Genomic DNA, 14689 nt, shown 5'->3' on the forward strand with positions numbered 1-14689 from the left:
TCAGCTCTTGTAGCGCTGGAAGGGCGTGGGCACCGCCGTTCCGGTGGCCTTGGCCAGGAGGCGCCCGTCCGCGTCGTAGAGCTCGCCCTCGGTGAAGGCGATGGTGCGGCCCCACTTGGCCACCCTGCCTATCCCCCGCAGCTTGCCGGGGGCGCCTGGCCGGAAGAAGGTGGTCTTCATCTCGGCGGTCGGCGCGACATGGGTCATGCCCGAGGCGACCATGCAGGCCACCGACATGCACTCGTCCAGCATGGCGCAGAGATAGCCGCCCTGGATCTGCTTCATCGGGTTCAGCAGCAGTTCGGCCTTGGCGTCGAACTCGACCTCGACCGACTTGTCGGCCTGGCTGACCGCGACGATGCGGAAGCCCAGGGTCTGGGATCCGGTCGGCTGGTTCTTCGAACGCTGGAAGCGCGCGAGGATGGCTTCGTCCGTGAGGACCTCTGGCTCGGCGGCGACGTCTGTCATCAGGGCGCGGTCACTTCTTCCGGAAGGTGTCGAGCGAGACCACGTTGGGCGCGTTCGGGTCGGCGGGCTCGGCCGGGGGCGGCGGTTCGGCCGCAGCGGCCGGCAGGGTCGCGGCGAGCGCCGGGGCCTCGAACTGCAGCAGGAACTGGACGCTGGGGTCGTAGAAACGGGTCACCGCCGCATAGGGCACCGACAGCCGCTTGGGCTGGCCGCCGAACTTCAGAGTGACCGAGAAGAAGGTCTCGCCCGGCGCCAGGTCCCAGTACTGGTGCTGGAGGACGATGGTCATCTCGTCGGGGTACTTCGACAGCAGGTCGTTGGGACCGGAGACGCCGGGCGCCTCGGTCTTGAAGGTGATGTAGAAGTGGTGCGCGCCCGGCAGGCCTTCCGGCGCCGCGGCGCGTTTCAACGCGGCCTTCACCACGCCGCGCAGGGCCTCCTGGGCCATGGCTTCGTAGTGCATCTGGTCTGGGGCCGGCGGGTCTTGGGCCATCGAAACTCCGGGGGTACTGAACGTCCGGCGGAGGGTAGCGTTTCGGCGTGCGCGCGCAAGGCGGCTCTCGTCGCAGGCGGCGTCTAATCGCAGTTATGTCAGGTGAAGGTGGAGGGGTTCTGTTGCAAGGCCCCCTCCCGGCCCCGCCTAACGCTGCTAAGACGTTAGGAGTTTAGGTCGAAATCTATCGGACCGCTTACGCAGCCAGACGGACTTCTTCAGCGAAGTTATCGTTCGCATTTAGTTTAAAGCCCGAAACGGTGGGCCAAGCCGAGAGAAAGCAACACCTTTAGACGTCTGTCGATGCTGATCGGCCCCATGCTTTCCGGCGATAACGACCGGGGAAGATTGGTGGAGCCGCCGGGAATCGCACCCGGGTCCAGTCCGCTTATTACGTGCGCGTTTATCTCCATAGTCGGGGCGAGCCCCGACACGTCCAATATAGGGGCGCCGCGCCGGCTTTTGAAGGTCTTCCGACGTCGGAACGGTGGACGACCGTTCGCGAAGCGCCAACGGACAGGGTGATTTCGCCAGCCGCCGCGCCGCCTGCGCGAGCGGATTGGGTGCGCGCCAGCGCGCGCCGCTAGGCTCTGCGCACGTTCAATCCGCCTGGAGCCTTGCCCATGAGCCCCCTCGTCTACGCCGCGCGCCCGATCCTGATCGACATGGCCGCGACCCTGGTCTTCTACGGCGTGCTGGCGACCACCGGCGACGTCGCCGTCGCCACCGGCGTCGGCATTGTGCTGGGCCTGGCCCAGGTCGCGGTGATGAAGCTGCGTCGGCGCAGGATCGCGGCCATGCAGTGGACGGCCCTGGCGCTGGTGGTGATCATGGGCGGGGCGACCCTGCTGACCCACGATGCGCGCTTCGTGCTGTTCAAGGCGACCATCGTCTACGTCGCCATCGGCGCGGCCATGCTCGAGCGCGGCTGGATGGGCCGCTACATGCCGCCGATCGCCCAGGGCCGCATCCCGCAAGGCTATGTGATCGGCGCGGGCTATGTCTGGGCGGGGCTGATGTTCGCCAGCGCGCTGCTGAACCTTGGCCTGACCATGACGGCGCAGGCCAAGACGACCGCCGCGGTCATGTCGATCTGGGCGCCGGCCTCGAAGGCGGCGCTGTTCGCCGCGCAGTACCTGCTGTTCCGTTCGGTGGCGCGCCGGAGCGCGCCGACCGTGGCGGCCTAACGGACGACCAGCACCGGCACCGAGCTGTGCGAGAGCACTTCGGAGGTCTGGCTGCCGAGCAGCAGCCGGCCCAGCCCGCGGCGTCCGTGCGAGGCCATGACGATCAGGTCGCAGCCGCGCGACTTGGCCGTCTCGATAATGGTCTCGGCCGGCTGGGCGTTGGGGACGTGCAGGGTCTCGACGCTCACGCCCGCCGTCTGCGCCGCCTGCCTGACCGCGCCGAGCACGCGGTCGGCGTATTCCTTCTGGGTCTCGTCATAGGTTCCCATCTCGGCCGGAATCCAGCCGCCGGCGGCGCTGGCGTACATGGGGAAGGGTTCGGTCACGGTGATCAGGGTGACCCGCGCGCCCAGGGTCTTGGCGAGGGCGAGGCCTTGGTCGACGCCCTTCTGGGCGACTTCGGAACCGTCGGTCGAGATGAGCACGTGCTTATACATGTTGTCTCCATGAACAGAGCCAGGATCGGCGGCGTCGTCAGTCGAGGCGCAACGAAGTAGTCGCTCCGGAAACCCCCGGTTCCAATTAAGAGGAACTACATAGGTCGCGGGCGGCGGCAGCCTAACAGGGCGCCCATGCCTGCGGTCAACAATCGGCTCGTGGCCGGGCGCCGCCGATCTCAACTCTGGGTGATCGTCAAGAGGGTTTGATACCGGCGCTATCTCAAGCTTCAACCTTGGGTTAGCCTCCAGGCAAATGGGAGGTGCTCATGCAAAAGTTTGTCGCTGAATTCATCGGTACGCTTACGCTTGTACTCTTCGGCTGCGGCGCGGCGGTTCTCGGGGGAGAGCATGTCGGCCAGCTCGGCATCGCGCTCGCCTTCGGCTTCGCCATCGTCGCCATGGCCTACGGGATCGGCGCGATCTCCGGCTGCCACGTCAATCCGGCCGTCAGCCTGGGCGCCTTCATCGCCGGACGCATGAGCGCCCGCGACATGGTGCTGTACTGGATCGCCCAGTTCCTCGGCGCCCTGGTCGGGGCCGGCATCCTGGCGGCCATCGCCGGAACGGCCGGGGGGCTGGGCCAGAACGGCTGGGGCCCGGGCTACAACGGCGAGTTCTCCATGCAGGCGGCGCTGATCTTCGAAGTGGTGATGACCGCCCTGTTCGTCATCGTCATCCTCGGCTCGACCTCGACGGCCGCCCCGGCGGGCTTCGCGGGCCTGGCGATCGGCATCACCCTGGCGGTCATCCACATCGTCGGCATCCAGGTGACGGGCGTGTCGGTGAACCCGGCGCGCAGCTTCGGGCCGGCGGTGCTGGTCGGCGGCCAGGCGCTTTCGCAACTGTGGCTGTTCTTCGTCGCCCCCGCCGTCGGGGCGATCATCGGCGGGGCGCTCTACCGCCTCAACGTTCTGCGCTAGGCGAGGGCGGAGCCGCTTCCTCCTCGGGCGGCGGCTCCGAAAAGACGGGTGGCTGGGCGCGCGCATAGGGCGCGGCCTTCAGCCGCCCGCCCTCGGCGACGAGGGCGCGATAGGCCGAGCGCGCGGCCGAATAGTCGGCGCCGGTCGGATAGATGACGTCGATGCGCGGCTCGTGGCCGAGGGCCAGGCCGAGCACGGTTTCCAGGACATCGGCGGCCTGGCCGATCTCGGCGGTGTCGCAGGCGCGCCGGACCGAGCGGACCTGGCCGGGCAGGGCCAGGGTCAGGTCGTATGAGGTGCCGTCGACGCAAAGCGCGTCGGCCGCGCCCGAGCCGTCGTCGACCCGCACCTCGCGCGGGGCGCTCCACAGCGGGTCCTGGGCCAGGGCCGAGAGCCGCGCGGCGGCGCCCTCCGGCGCCTCGGCGTCGAAGCCGACCCGGCGGGCGATGCCCGGCTCGCAGCAGCCGAGGCCGGCGCGGGCCTGGACGAAGGCCTTGCCGTCGCGCCGCACGGTGGCGCGGATCAGGGTCTGGCGGGCCGAGGTGGCCGGCCGGACGGCGACCTCGATGATCAGCTCGCCGGCGCGGAGCACCTGGTTCTGCAGCGGCTGCAGCCCCCAGAGCCGGTAGAGCAGGGGATCGTAGCCGTTCGACACCGCCAGGGGCGGGGCGTTGCGGCCGGGCCGGCGCCCGCCCAGCGGGTCGGCGGCCTCGTCCGGCGTGGGGCGCTTGTCGTCCCACCAGGACCTGGGATCGGGCGCGGGCCAGGGCCAGTCGAGCCCGGGCGGCTGCGGCGTCGATGGCGACGGCGCCTGGGCGAAGGCCGGGAAGGGGATCAGTGCGAGGCAGAAAATGGTCGCAGCCAGGCGGACCAAACGATCCCTCCTCACATGGCGTCGGCGCCCCTGGTGATGGAAAGCACGCCGGTCCGCGAGAGTTCCACCAGGCCGAGCGGGCGCATCAGCTCGACGAACTTGTCGATCTTGGACGACACCCCGGTCAGCTCGAAGATGAAGCTGTCGATGGTGGTGTCCAGCACCTTGGCCCGGAAGATGTCGGCGATGCGCAGGGCCTCGACGCGGTCGGGGCCGGTTCCCTTGACCTTCACCAGGGCCAGTTCGCGCTCCAGGCCGTTGGGGTCGCGGGTCACGTCCTGGACGTGGCGGGTGGCGACCATCTTCTCGAGCTGGGCCTCGATCTGCTCCAGCACGTGCGGCGCGCCGCGGGTGACGATGGTCACGCGGCTGGTGTGGGCGTTGCGGTCGGTCTCGGCGACGGTCAGGCTCTCGATGTTGTAGCCGCGGGCGGCGAACAGCCCGACCAGCCGGTGCAGCACGCCGGGCTCGTTCTCGACCAGGATCGCGAAGGTGGCCAGGTTCTCGGCCTCCTCGGCGTGGCTGAGGTCGTAGACGGAGGCGGGCTGGGCGTCGGACATGCGTAGCTCTCTAAACGTCGGTCGCTGAGGAGGTGTCACAAGCAGGCGACCGGGGCAAGCCGCGACTGGCGGCTGGGTGGGAACAAATCATAAACAATTCACTTGCGCAGAACGCCGTTTGGTGAGGGGATGCCGCGCCGGGCCCTGCGCCCGGGCTGTCCCGAAACCCCCTGGAGCTGACAGTCATGAGCACGCAAGACATCGCCAACGACCTGGTCGCCCTCTGCAAGGCCGGCAAGTTCGACGAGGCGGGAGAGAAGTACTGGGCCGACGACGTGCTGAGCGTCGAGGCCGAGCCCGGCGATATGGCGCAGATGCGCGGCAAGGAAGCCCTACGCGGCAAGGGCGAATGGTGGACGAACGCCCACGAGGTGCATTCCTCCGAGGTCGAGGGCCCCTATGTGAACGGCGACCAGTTCGTGGTGCGGTTCAAGATGGACCTGACCCAGAAGGAGACCGGCCAGCGGATCCAGATGGACGAGGTCGGCGTCTACACGATCAAGGACGGCAAGATCGCCGAGGAGCGGTTCTTCTACGGCTGAAGCGACGGGGCCGGCGCCGAGCGATCACTCGGCGCCGACGCCTTTCGTCAGACCAGCCGCTTGCCGGCGTCGTCGATGATCGAGCCGAGGTCGCGGGCTTCCTCGGCCATGATCATCTCGTTGTGGGCCTTGCCGGACGGGATCATCGGGAAGCAGTTCTCTTCCTTGGTGACCCGGCAGTCGAACAGCACCGGCTTGGGGCTGGCGATCATCTCGCGGATCTTGTCGTCCAGTTCGTCCGGGTGCTCGGCGCGGATGCCGACGCCGCCGAAGGCCTCGGCCATCTTCACGAAGTCGGGCAGGCTGGACGAATAGGAATGGCTGTAGCGCTCGCCGTGCAGGAGCTGCTGCCACTGGCGGACCATGCCCATCCATTCGTTGTTGAGGATGAAGACCTTGATCGGCAGGTCGTACTGAATGGCCGTCGAGATCTCCTGCATGGTCATCTGCACCGAGGCGTCGCCGGCGATGTCGATGACCAGGGCGTCCGGGTGGGCCATCTGCACGCCGACGGCGGCCGGCAGGCCATAGCCCATGGTGCCGAGGCCGCCGGAGGTCATCCAGCGGTTCGGATGGTCGAAGTGATAGTACTGGGCCGCCCACATCTGGTGCTGGCCGACCTCGGTGGTGATGTAGGTCTCGCGGTCCTTGGTCAGCTCGTAGAGCCGCTCGATGGCGTACTGCGGCTTGATCAGCTTGGCGTCGGGCCGGTAGCGGAACGACTGGCGGGCGCGCCAGGCCTCGATCTGGCGCCACCAGTCGTCCATCGCCGCCTTGTCGGTCGAGAGGTTGCGCGACTTCCAGGCGGCGATCATGTCCTCCAGCACGCTGGCGGCGTCGCCGACGATGCCGATGTCGGCGCGGACGTTCTTGCTGATCGAGGAGGCGTCGATGTCGATGTGGATCTTCTTCGAGCCCGGGGCGAAGGCGTCCAGGCGGCCGGTGACCCGGTCGTCGAAGCGCGCGCCGATCGCGACCATGACGTCGCAGTCGTGCATGGCGTTGTTGCTCTCGAAGCTGCCGTGCATGCCGACCATGCCCAGCCAGGCCGGGTCGGAGGCCGGGAAGGCGCCCAGGCCCATCAGGGTCGAGGTGACCGGGGCGCCGGTCAGGCTGGCGAACTCGCGCAGCAGCTCGGCGGCCTTGGGGCCGGCGTTGATGACGCCGCCGCCGGTGTAGAGGATCGGGCGGCGGGCGGCGGCGATCATCGCCACGGCCTCGGCGATCTTGTTCGGCTCGCCCTTGGTGCGCGGGTTGTAGTTGTGCGCGTGGGTGACCTCGCTCGGCCCCTGGTAGACGCCCTTGGAGAACTGGACGTCCTTGGGGATGTCGATGACCACCGGGCCGGGGCGGCCGGAGGTGGCGATGTGGAACGCCTCGTGGATGATCCGCGGCAGGTCGGCGACGTCCTTGACCAGGTAGTTATGCTTGGTGATCGGGCGGGTGATGCCGATCGTGTCGCACTCCTGGAAGGCGTCGGTGCCGATCAGGTGGGTGGCGACCTGGCCGGTGAAGACGACCATCGGGATCGAGTCCATCAGCGCATCGACGATGCCGGTGATGGCGTTGGTCGCGCCGGGGCCGGAGGTGACCAGGACCACGCCCGGCTTGCCGGTCGAGCGGGCGTAGCCCTCGGCCATATGGGTCGCGCCCTGCTCGTGACGGACCAGGACGTGCTGCAGGCGCTTCTCCTCGAAGAGCGCGTCGTAGATCGGCAGGACCGCGCCGCCCGGATAGCCGAACAGCACCTCGACGCCCTGGTCGATGAGGGCGCGGACCACGATCTCGGCGCCGGTCAGGGTCTCAATCGTCGTTTCGGCAGCTATCGTCTGGTGGGCTGTCATTTCAGCAAGGCCTTGATTTTCGGCAATAAAAAAGGCCCTCAAGGGGCCTGGGCGAGCGACCTTCAGCGGTCCGACACGTAGTCAGTCCGCGAGAGGTCGCACAGGGAGTACAAGAAGCTCACGCACGAGCGTTCTCCAAATGAAGTCGCCGAGGTCATGACATGCCCCGTTCACCCCGTCAAGGCGGGGTGAAGCGCAAGAAACTGCCTCCATTGGTCTTCATGGGCCACGGCGTCGAGGCGCGGCCAGTCGGCCATCTGACCGCGCAGCCAGGTGGCCTGGCGTTTGGCGTATCGGCGGGTTTCGCGCTGGGCGTTCTGCAAACCTGCCGAAAGGCCGACCTCGCCGGTCAGGACGGCGGCCAGCTCGCGATAGCCGACCGCCTTCATGGCCGGCAGGTTGGGGTCCAGGCTGCGGGCGGCGAGGGCGGCGACCTCGTCCAGGGCGCCCTCGCGCACCATGATCTCCAGGCGCGCGTCGCAGCGGTCGAACAGCGCCTCGCGCGGCGGGTCGAGGGCCAGCGCGGTCCATGAGCCGGGCGCGAGGGCCGGGTCGGTGCGGGCCTGCCAGTCGCTGAGCGAGGTCCCGGTCGCGGCGAACACCTCCCAGGCCCTGGTCAGGCGCTGGCGGTCGGCGGGCGAGATGCGGGCCTCGGCGGCAGGGTCGGCCTGCGCCAGCCGTTGGCGGAAGGCGGCCTCGCCCATCGCCTCGAACTCGGCGCTCGCCTGGGCGCGGACCTGCGGCGGGGTGTCCGGCACCTCGGCCAGGCCATGGGTGAGGGCGCGGAAATAGAGGCCGGTGCCGCCGACGATCACGGTGGGGCGCCCGCGGGCGGCGATCTCGCCGGTCAGGGCCGTGGCGGCGCGCAGCCAGCGGCCGACGGACCAGCCCTCGGCGGCGTCGACGGTTCCGAACAGGTGGTGTGGGGCGGCGGCTTCCTCCTCGGCCGACGGGCGGGCGGTCAGCAGGCGCAGGTCCGCATAGAGCTGCAGGGCGTCGGCGTTGACGATCTCGCCCCCGATTTCCCGGGCCAGGCGCAGGGCCAGGGCGGACTTGCCGCTTGCGGTCGGCCCGGCGATCAGCCAGATGCGGGGCTCCATGCAGATCGCCCTTACCCTTGTCGGTCCCGATTCAGACGCGGCGTCCAAGGCCGTCGCCACACTGGCCCCAGCGCTCGCAGGCGTGCGCGCCCGCGTCAAGGAGCCGCGCACCCTCGGCCCCGGCGCGCTCGACCTGCTGGTGGAGGGCGCCGAGGTGGCGGCCGTCCGCGCCGCGGCCGAGGCGGCCCTGGCCGGGACAGGCGTCGACCTCTGCGCCCAGCCGTGGGCGGGGCGGCGCAAGCGGCTGCTGCTGGCCGACATGGATTCGACCATCATCAACGTCGAGTGCATCGACGAACTGGCCGACTTCGCCGGGGTGAAGGACAAGGTCTCGGAGATCACCGAGCGGGCCATGCGCGGCGAGCTCGACTTCGAGGGCGCCTTGCGCGAGCGGGTGGCGATGCTGAAGGGCCTGCCGCTGGGCGACCTGCAGCGGGCCTATGACGAGCGCGTGCGGCTGAACGCCGGGGCGCGGACCCTGGTGCGGACCATGTCGGCGAACGGTGGCCGCGCGGTGCTGGTCTCGGGCGGCTTCACCTTCTTCACCTCGCGGGTGGCGCAGGCGGCGGGCTTCGCCGCCAACCGGGCCAACACGCTGAACGAGGACGGCCAGGCCCTGGCCGGGACGGTCGGCGAGCCGATCCTGGGCCGCGAGGCCAAGCTGGCGGCGCTGAAGGAAGAGGCGGCCGGCATGGGGATCGACCTGGCAGAGACCCTGGCGGTGGGTGACGGCGCCAACGACCTGGCGATGATCGGGGCCGCGGGCCTGGGCGTCGCCTATCGCGCCAAGCCGATCGTGGCCTCGCAGGCCGACGCCAAGGTCGACCATGCCGACCTGACCGCGCTGCTCTACTTCCAGGGCTACCGGGCCGACGAGTTCGTAACGGACTGAAGCCTGGTTTGAATTTCGCTTCCGGCCCAGGCGGCGTAGAAGCCGGGCCATGAGCCTGCCCCGCCTTCCCGTGGCCGTCGTGTTCGACATGGACGGCCTGCTCTGCGACACCGAGGTCGTCTATCGCGACGCCATGACCGCGACCTGCGCCGAGCATGGCTATGAGATGTCGCTGTCGCTGTTCCAGAGCATGATCGGCCTGCCCGGGCCGGCCAGCGACCAGAAGGTGGTCGACCACTTCGGCGCGGAGTTCCCGCTCGAGCTCTTCCGCACGCGGGTGATGGAGCATGTCGACGCCGCCTGCGAGGCGGGGATCGCGCTGAAGGCCGGGGTGGTCGAGATGCTCGATCACCTGGACGAGCTGGGCCTGCCGCGGGCCATCGCCACCTCGTCGAGCCACCGGGCCGTGCAGTCGCACCTGGGGGCCAGCGGGATCATCCCGCGCTTCGACGCGATCCTGGCGCGCGGCGACTATGCGCGCGGCAAGCCCAATCCCGATCCGTTCCTGGCCGCGGCCTCGCGGCTGGGCGTGGCGCCGCAGCTTTGCCTGGCGCTGGAGGACAGCCACAACGGCGTGCGGGCCGCGTCGTCGGCGGGCATGATGACGGTCATGGTCCCGGACCTGCTGGAGGCCACCGAGGAGATGCACGACCTGTGCGTGCGTGTGGCCGGCGACCTGCTGGAGGTGCGCGAGCTGATGCGGGCGGTGCGGGCGCTGGCCTAGGGCGGGGACGTTGAGTTTCCTCCCCTTCATGGGGAAGGCTATCGCACGTGCTTCGGTGTCATCCCGGTTTCGGCGCAGCCGAAGACCGGGACCGATGAACACCCGATCCATCGCAAGTCGACGCCGCCTCACCCCACTTTGCATCTCGGCGCGAATAGGTCCCGGTCTTGCTCCGCAAACCGGGATGACACCTCAGTGGTAGTCGAACGTAGAGCCTAGCGCGGGGTCGGCTGTGGCTGCGGCGCGGCCTTGACCCGCTCGATCACGTCGCGAACCACATTGGACGGAATGGCGAAGGCCAGGCCGGCGCCGGGCTCGCCGCGGGATTCCCGGGCGCTGGCCATGCCGATCACCTGGCCCGCGGCGTTGAGCAGCGGGCCGCCGGAGCCGCCGGCGGTCAGGGCCGCGTCGGTCTGCAGATAGGCCTTCACCGGCCCGCGCAGCGCCGCGCCGGCGAAGGGATCGTCCTCGTCCATCGGCGCGCCGATCTGGCGGTTGACCGCCGAGACGATGCCCGAGGTCGCGGTGCCGACCAGGCCGTAGGGCGCGCCCATCAGCACGACCGGCTGGCCGGCCTTCACCTGGTTGCTGTCGGCGAAGGACAGGGCGGTGAGCTGGCGGCCGGGGGTGGCGCGGAACACGGCGACGTCGACGCTCTCGTCGGCGCCGACCAGCTCGGCCCGCGCGACCGTGCCGTCGGCGAACACCAGGTTGACGACCGGAATGGCGCCGGTGACGTGGGCGGCGGTGACCACCAGCCCGTCGGCCGAGACCACGAAGCCCGAACCCATCTGCATCGGCGCGCCGTCATTGTTCCCACCCGAACCGGACACGGTGAGCATGACGGTCGCGGCCTGGGCGCGCTCGACCGCGCTGACGAAGCCGCCGCGGGCGGGAGCGGGCCGCTCGCCGCGGTGGCTGAGGCCCCAGCCGACCAGCAGCAGCATGATGAAGACGACGACGCCGGCCGCGGCGTAGAGAAGCTGTTGGGTGCGCAAAGGCGGGCTCCGGATGGGGGACTCCCGCCGGAAAGCGGCCAAGGCGCAGCTTGGTTCCCTTCGCGGGGCTGCTTCGGATGGCCGCAGTTTGGGCGTCGGGGCTGGGTTTCGGGCGGCGACGGCGTGGAGCCAGGCCCGGTTCCCCTCATCCGGTCATCCCAGCCTTCGCCGGGATGACCGGCGCTCGAGACCGGTCTGGCGCTTCAGGGCCGCCTGACCCAATAGCGGGTGTCGCGGGCGTAGCCCTCGCGCAGCGCCGCCAGGAAGGACGGCATGTGCGCGAGGTCTGGCCGGACGAGGGCGGGCATGGGCGGCGCCCTAGCGGGCGTTGGGGCCGCGCTCGAAGTACTTGAAGAAGGCGCTGTCGGGGGAGAGCACCATCGTCGTGTCGCCCTGGCCGAGCGAGGCCTCATAGGCCTGCATCGAGCGGTAGAAGGCCGCGAAGGCGGCGTCCTTGCCATAGGCCTGGCCGAAGAGACGCGTGCGCACGGCGTCGCCCTCGCCTCGGGTGGTCTCGGCCTGCTCGCGGGCGGTGGCCAGGGTGATGGCCACTTCCTTGTCGGCGCCGGCGATGATCTCGCGCTTTTCCTGTTCGCCCTGGGCGCGCAGCTCGGCGGCGGCCTGCTGGCGGCTGGTCTGCATCCGGCGGAACACCGACTCCTGGATCTGGGCCGGGTAGTCGGCGCGCTTGATGCGGATGTCGATGATCTGGATGCCCAGCCGCGAGGATTCGGCGCGGGCGATGACGTCCTTCTTGGTCTGGGTCAGCAGCGCTTCGCGGCGGCCGGAGATGATCTCGCTGGAGGTCGCGGTGCCGAGCACCTGGCGCAGCGAGGAGTTGACCAGCCGCTCGATGCGGTCGCTCGCGGTCTGCTCGTCGCGCAGGGTGCGGTAGTAGAGCAGCGGGTTGGAGATGCGGTAGCGGACGAAGGCGTCGACCACCAGGCGCTGCTGGTCGGCGGCGGTGATTTCCTCCTGCGCCGCCTCGATGGCGAGATTGCGCTTGTCGAACATCACCACGTTCTCGACGAACGGGACCTTGAGCTTCAGGCCCGGGTCGGGATCGCCGGGGGCGTTGATGACGCGGACCGGCTCGCCCAGCCGCACGATCACGGCCTGCTTGCGCTGGTCGACGATGAAGAAGGTCTGCGACAGGACGATCAGGGCGCCGGCGGCGATGATCCCCAGGATGGTGAGGTTGCGGTTCATCGGGCGGCTCCCGCGGTCGGAGCGGACGGGGCCTGGGCGGCCTCGACCGGTGCGGGATGGGTGCGCGGACGGAAGACGTCCGGCGGCAGGATGATCGGCGCGCTGGCCCCCTTGCCGTCGATGACGACCTTGTTGGACTTGGCCAGCACGCGTTCCATGGTCTCGATGTAGAGGCGTTCCTTGGTCACGCCCGGCGCGCGGCGGTACTCGTCGTAGATCTGGTTGAAGCGGGCCACGTCGCCGGTCGCCTCGCGCACGGACTGTTCGCGGTAGCCCTCGGCGGACTGGACCAGCTTGGCGGCATCGCCCTTGGCTTCGTTGACCACGCGGTTGCGGTAGGTGTTGGCCTCGTTGCGGGCCGATTCCTGGTCCTGCACGGCGCTGTTCACGTCGCGGAACGCGGCGGCCACTTCCTGCGGCGGGTTGGCCGAGCGGATCTGGACTTCGACGACGCTGATGCCCGCGCCCCAGGAATCGAGGGTCTTCTGCATCAGTTCGGCGGTCTTGGCCTGGACCTCGCCGCGGCCGGTGGTCAGGATCGGCTGCAGGTCGGACTTGCCGACCACTTCACGCATGGCGCTTTCGGCGGCGGCCTTCACCGAGGCGTCGGGGTCGCGCAGGGTGAAGACGTAGCGGCTGGCGTCGGCCACCCGCCAGGTGACGCTGAAGTTCAGGTCGACGATGTTCTCGTCGCCGGTCAGCATCAGGCTTTCCTCGGGGACCTTGGCGTCGCCGATGCCGCCGATGTCGATGCGGTTGAGGCTGGTGACCGGCACCTTCTCGACCCGCTCGATGGGGGCGGGGAGGTGGTAGCGGATGCCCGGAGCCTCGGAACGCGAATAGGCGCCGAAGGTGGTGACCACGGCCTGTTCGTTGGGCTGGACGATGTAGACGCCCGACAGCGCCCACAGGCCGACGCCGACGCCGGCCACCGCGGCGATCGCCGCGGGACGCACGCCCTCGCCGCCGGGACCGCCGAAGAAGTCGCGCACCTGGCGCTGCAGCCGCTCGAACGCGGCGTTCAGCTCGGGGCCGTCAGGACGGCGCGGGCCGCGAGGTCCGCCGCCGCCGCCGCCGCCGCCCAGGGGGCGGCGCGGGCCAGGTCTTTTGTCACCGTTCCCATCGTTGGGCGGCGGAGCGCCCCAGGGACCGTTTGCATTATCATTCCAAGGCATGGTCGCGTCGTCTTGCTTTCGTTTCGGCGCGGCCGCGTCGTCAGCCCGGGCATGGGCTTGTAAACCGGCGCTGTGAGCCGGATATGTGGCTCAACGCGAGTTAAAGCAAGACAAAGGGCCGTATGGATCCGACAATCCCCGACCGCGAGAGCGTCCTGACAGCGCTGGATCGCGTCCTTGATCCGAAGTCCGGCAAGGGATTGGCGAGCGCCGGCCTGGTCCGTGGACTGACGATCGGCAAAGGACGGGCCGGTTTCATGCTGGAGGTCCCGGCCGGCGAGACGGCGCTGTACGCGCCGGTGCGCGACGCCGCCCAGGCGGTGCTGGCTGGCCTGCCGGGCGTGGCCAAGGCGCAGGTGGTGCTGACCGCCGAGCACGCCGCCGCGCCGCCCGCCGAGGGCGTCACCCGCGTGCGCAAGGGCGCGCGGGTCGCCCAGGACCCGCAGGCCGCCCCGGCCCCGCCCGCCGACGCCGCGCGTCCGGCCCATGTGCGCCGCGTGATCGCGGTGGCCAGCGGCAAGGGCGGGGTGGGCAAGTCCACCGTCTCGGTCAACCTGGCGGCGGCGTTCGCGGCCCAGGGCCTGCGCGTGGGGCTGCTGGACGCCGACGTCTACGGCCCCTCGGCGCCGCGGATGCTGGGGATCGACGAGGAGCCGGCCTTCGTGGACGGCAAGCTGCAGCCGCTGCAGGCCTGGGGCCTGAAGGTGATGTCGATCGGCTTCATGGTCGACGAGGGCGCGCCGATGATCTGGCGCGGGCCGATGGCCTCATCGGCGGTGCGGCAGATGATGAACGACGTGGCCTGGGGCTCGGAGGCCGAGCCGCTGGACGTGCTGGTGGTCGACCTGCCGCCGGGGACGGGCGACATCCAGCTCACCCTGATCCAGAAGATGAAGATCGACGGGGTGGTGATCGTCTCGACGCCGCAGGAGATCGCGCTGATCGACGCGCGGCGGGCGGCCTCGATGTTCCAGAAGACCGCGACGCCGATCCTGGGCGTGATCGAGAACATGGCCTTCTTCACCGACCCGACGACCGGGGCGCCGATCCCGATCTTCGGCTCGGGCGGGGCCAAGGCCGAGGCCGCGAAGATGGGCGTGCCGGTGCTGGCCGAGATCCCGCTGGAGGTGTCGCTGCGCGAGGCCTGCGACGCGGGCCGGCCGCTGGTGGCCACCGACCCGGGCAGCGCCGCCGCCATGGCCTTCGTGGCGGCGGCGAGGATGCTGGCCTAGGCGAGAAAGGATGCTCCCCCGCCGAGGCCGG

At 69.9% G+C, this 14689-nt stretch carries 16 protein-coding genes and 1 other RNA gene; 6 read left to right on the forward strand and 11 right to left on the reverse strand.

Annotated elements, in window-relative coordinates; translation table 11 throughout:
* The 3 genes from RTL41_RS06000 to ssrA all read right to left on the reverse strand — a co-directional run bounded on the left by RTL41_RS06000 (position 1) and on the right by ssrA (position 1432).
* On the reverse strand, positions 1–468 hold the full coding sequence (locus tag RTL41_RS06000) for a PaaI family thioesterase (RefSeq protein ID WP_312162352.1): 468 nt from the start codon (positions 466–468) through the stop codon (positions 1–3).
* A 10-nt stretch (positions 469–478) separates the two neighbouring features.
* Positions 479–961: a ClpXP protease specificity-enhancing factor SspB gene (locus tag RTL41_RS06005; RefSeq protein WP_312162353.1), complete on the reverse strand. Its 483-nt coding sequence runs from the start codon at positions 959–961 to the stop codon at positions 479–481.
* A 107-nt stretch (positions 962–1068) separates the two neighbouring features.
* Positions 1069–1432: a transfer-messenger RNA gene (ssrA, locus tag RTL41_RS06010) on the reverse strand.
* A gap of 152 nt (positions 1433–1584) precedes the next feature.
* Here ssrA and RTL41_RS06015 point away from each other — a divergent pair.
* Positions 1585–2148, forward strand: coding sequence for a septation protein IspZ (locus RTL41_RS06015; RefSeq protein ID WP_312162356.1), 564 nt, complete (start codon positions 1585–1587; stop codon positions 2146–2148).
* Here the strand turns inward: RTL41_RS06015 and RTL41_RS06020 are convergent.
* Positions 2145–2585, reverse strand: coding sequence for a universal stress protein (locus RTL41_RS06020; RefSeq protein WP_312162357.1), 441 nt, complete (start codon positions 2583–2585; stop codon positions 2145–2147). The genes RTL41_RS06015 and RTL41_RS06020 overlap by 4 nt on opposite strands.
* Before the next feature lie 269 nt (positions 2586–2854).
* Here RTL41_RS06020 and RTL41_RS06025 point away from each other — a divergent pair, with 269 nt between their 5' ends.
* Positions 2855–3508, forward strand: a complete 654-nt coding sequence (locus tag RTL41_RS06025) for an aquaporin (protein ID WP_312162360.1) — start codon at positions 2855–2857, stop codon at positions 3506–3508.
* Here RTL41_RS06025 and RTL41_RS06030 read toward each other — a convergent pair.
* Entirely contained in the window at positions 3492–4382 is an 891-nt protein-coding gene (locus RTL41_RS06030; protein WP_312162362.1) for a hypothetical protein, read from the reverse strand. The genes RTL41_RS06025 and RTL41_RS06030 overlap by 17 nt on opposite strands.
* A gap of 11 nt (positions 4383–4393) precedes the next feature.
* The gene (gene ilvN, locus RTL41_RS06035; protein WP_312162364.1) at positions 4394–4942 is read right to left on the reverse strand and encodes an acetolactate synthase small subunit; all 549 of its coding nucleotides are present in this window, start codon (positions 4940–4942) and stop codon (positions 4394–4396) included.
* Between the two features lie 185 nt (positions 4943–5127).
* Between ilvN and RTL41_RS06040 the strand changes: the two genes are divergently transcribed.
* Positions 5128–5484 (forward strand): nuclear transport factor 2 family protein, encoded by a 357-nt coding sequence (locus RTL41_RS06040; protein ID WP_312162367.1) that lies wholly within the window; start codon positions 5128–5130, stop codon positions 5482–5484.
* Positions 5485–5531: 47 nt separating this feature from the next.
* Here the strand turns inward: RTL41_RS06040 and RTL41_RS06045 are convergent, their stop codons facing one another.
* Entirely contained in the window at positions 5532–7328 is a 1797-nt protein-coding gene (locus tag RTL41_RS06045) for an acetolactate synthase 3 large subunit (protein ID WP_312162370.1), read from the reverse strand.
* Positions 7329–7498: 170 nt separating this feature from the next.
* A complete protein-coding gene (gene miaA, locus RTL41_RS06050) occupies positions 7499–8428 on the reverse strand; it encodes a tRNA (adenosine(37)-N6)-dimethylallyltransferase MiaA (RefSeq protein ID WP_312162372.1) in 930 nt (309 codons plus the stop codon).
* Between miaA and serB the strand changes: the two genes are divergently transcribed.
* Together serB and RTL41_RS06060 are read left to right on the forward strand one after the other, a co-directional pair.
* A complete protein-coding gene (gene serB / locus RTL41_RS06055) occupies positions 8427–9320 on the forward strand; it encodes a phosphoserine phosphatase SerB (RefSeq protein WP_312162374.1) in 894 nt (297 codons plus the stop codon). The two genes, miaA and serB, sit on opposite strands and share 2 nt — an antisense overlap.
* Before the next feature lie 49 nt (positions 9321–9369).
* Positions 9370–10044 carry an HAD family phosphatase gene (locus RTL41_RS06060; protein ID WP_312162376.1) on the forward strand — a complete coding sequence of 225 codons (675 nt, stop codon included), beginning with the start codon at positions 9370–9372 and terminating at the stop codon, positions 10042–10044.
* Between the two features lie 215 nt (positions 10045–10259).
* Here RTL41_RS06060 and RTL41_RS06065 read toward each other — a convergent pair whose 3' ends face one another.
* From RTL41_RS06065 to hflK, 3 genes are all read right to left on the reverse strand, one after another.
* Positions 10260–11042, reverse strand: a complete 783-nt coding sequence (locus tag RTL41_RS06065) for a trypsin-like peptidase domain-containing protein (protein ID WP_312162378.1) — start codon at positions 11040–11042, stop codon at positions 10260–10262.
* 318 nt (positions 11043–11360) lie between these two features.
* The gene (locus tag RTL41_RS06070) at positions 11361–12251 is read right to left on the reverse strand and encodes a protease modulator HflC (RefSeq protein WP_312162379.1); all 891 of its coding nucleotides are present in this window, start codon (positions 12249–12251) and stop codon (positions 11361–11363) included.
* Positions 12248–13426 (reverse strand): FtsH protease activity modulator HflK, encoded by a 1179-nt coding sequence (hflK, locus tag RTL41_RS06075; protein WP_312162381.1) that lies wholly within the window; start codon positions 13424–13426, stop codon positions 12248–12250. The genes RTL41_RS06070 and hflK overlap by 4 nt, the downstream gene beginning before the upstream one ends.
* Positions 13427–13548: 122 nt before the next feature.
* Between hflK and RTL41_RS06080 the strand changes: the two genes are divergently transcribed.
* Complete coding sequence (locus RTL41_RS06080; RefSeq protein ID WP_312162383.1) at positions 13549–14658, forward strand: Mrp/NBP35 family ATP-binding protein; 1110 nt, start codon at positions 13549–13551, stop codon at positions 14656–14658.
* Positions 14659–14689: the final 31 nt, after the last annotated feature.

The organism is Phenylobacterium sp. (genome assembly GCF_031984885.1).
In the GTDB taxonomy this organism is placed as follows: Bacteria; Pseudomonadota; Alphaproteobacteria; order Caulobacterales; family Caulobacteraceae; genus Phenylobacterium.

Coding starts and splice junctions, on each gene's coding strand:
- hflK (WP_312162381.1), bottom strand. CDS start 13,426: ATGCCTTGGAATGATAATGCAAACGGTCCCTGGGGCGCTCCGCCGCCC.
- RTL41_RS06060 (WP_312162376.1), top strand. CDS start 9,370: ATGAGCCTGCCCCGCCTTCCCGTGGCCGTCGTGTTCGACATGGACGGC.
- RTL41_RS06025 (WP_312162360.1), top strand. CDS start 2,855: ATGCAAAAGTTTGTCGCTGAATTCATCGGTACGCTTACGCTTGTACTC.
- miaA (WP_312162372.1), bottom strand. CDS start 8,428: ATGGAGCCCCGCATCTGGCTGATCGCCGGGCCGACCGCAAGCGGCAAG.
- RTL41_RS06005 (WP_312162353.1), bottom strand. CDS start 961: ATGGCCCAAGACCCGCCGGCCCCAGACCAGATGCACTACGAAGCCATG.
- RTL41_RS06020 (WP_312162357.1), bottom strand. CDS start 2,585: ATGTATAAGCACGTGCTCATCTCGACCGACGGTTCCGAAGTCGCCCAG.
- RTL41_RS06000 (WP_312162352.1), bottom strand. CDS start 468: ATGACAGACGTCGCCGCCGAGCCAGAGGTCCTCACGGACGAAGCCATC.
- RTL41_RS06080 (WP_312162383.1), top strand. CDS start 13,549: ATGGATCCGACAATCCCCGACCGCGAGAGCGTCCTGACAGCGCTGGAT.
- RTL41_RS06040 (WP_312162367.1), top strand. CDS start 5,128: ATGAGCACGCAAGACATCGCCAACGACCTGGTCGCCCTCTGCAAGGCC.
- RTL41_RS06015 (WP_312162356.1), top strand. CDS start 1,585: ATGAGCCCCCTCGTCTACGCCGCGCGCCCGATCCTGATCGACATGGCC.
- ilvN (WP_312162364.1), bottom strand. CDS start 4,942: ATGTCCGACGCCCAGCCCGCCTCCGTCTACGACCTCAGCCACGCCGAG.
- RTL41_RS06045 (WP_312162370.1), bottom strand. CDS start 7,328: ATGACAGCCCACCAGACGATAGCTGCCGAAACGACGATTGAGACCCTG.
- RTL41_RS06070 (WP_312162379.1), bottom strand. CDS start 12,251: ATGAACCGCAACCTCACCATCCTGGGGATCATCGCCGCCGGCGCCCTG.
- serB (WP_312162374.1), top strand. CDS start 8,427: ATGCAGATCGCCCTTACCCTTGTCGGTCCCGATTCAGACGCGGCGTCC.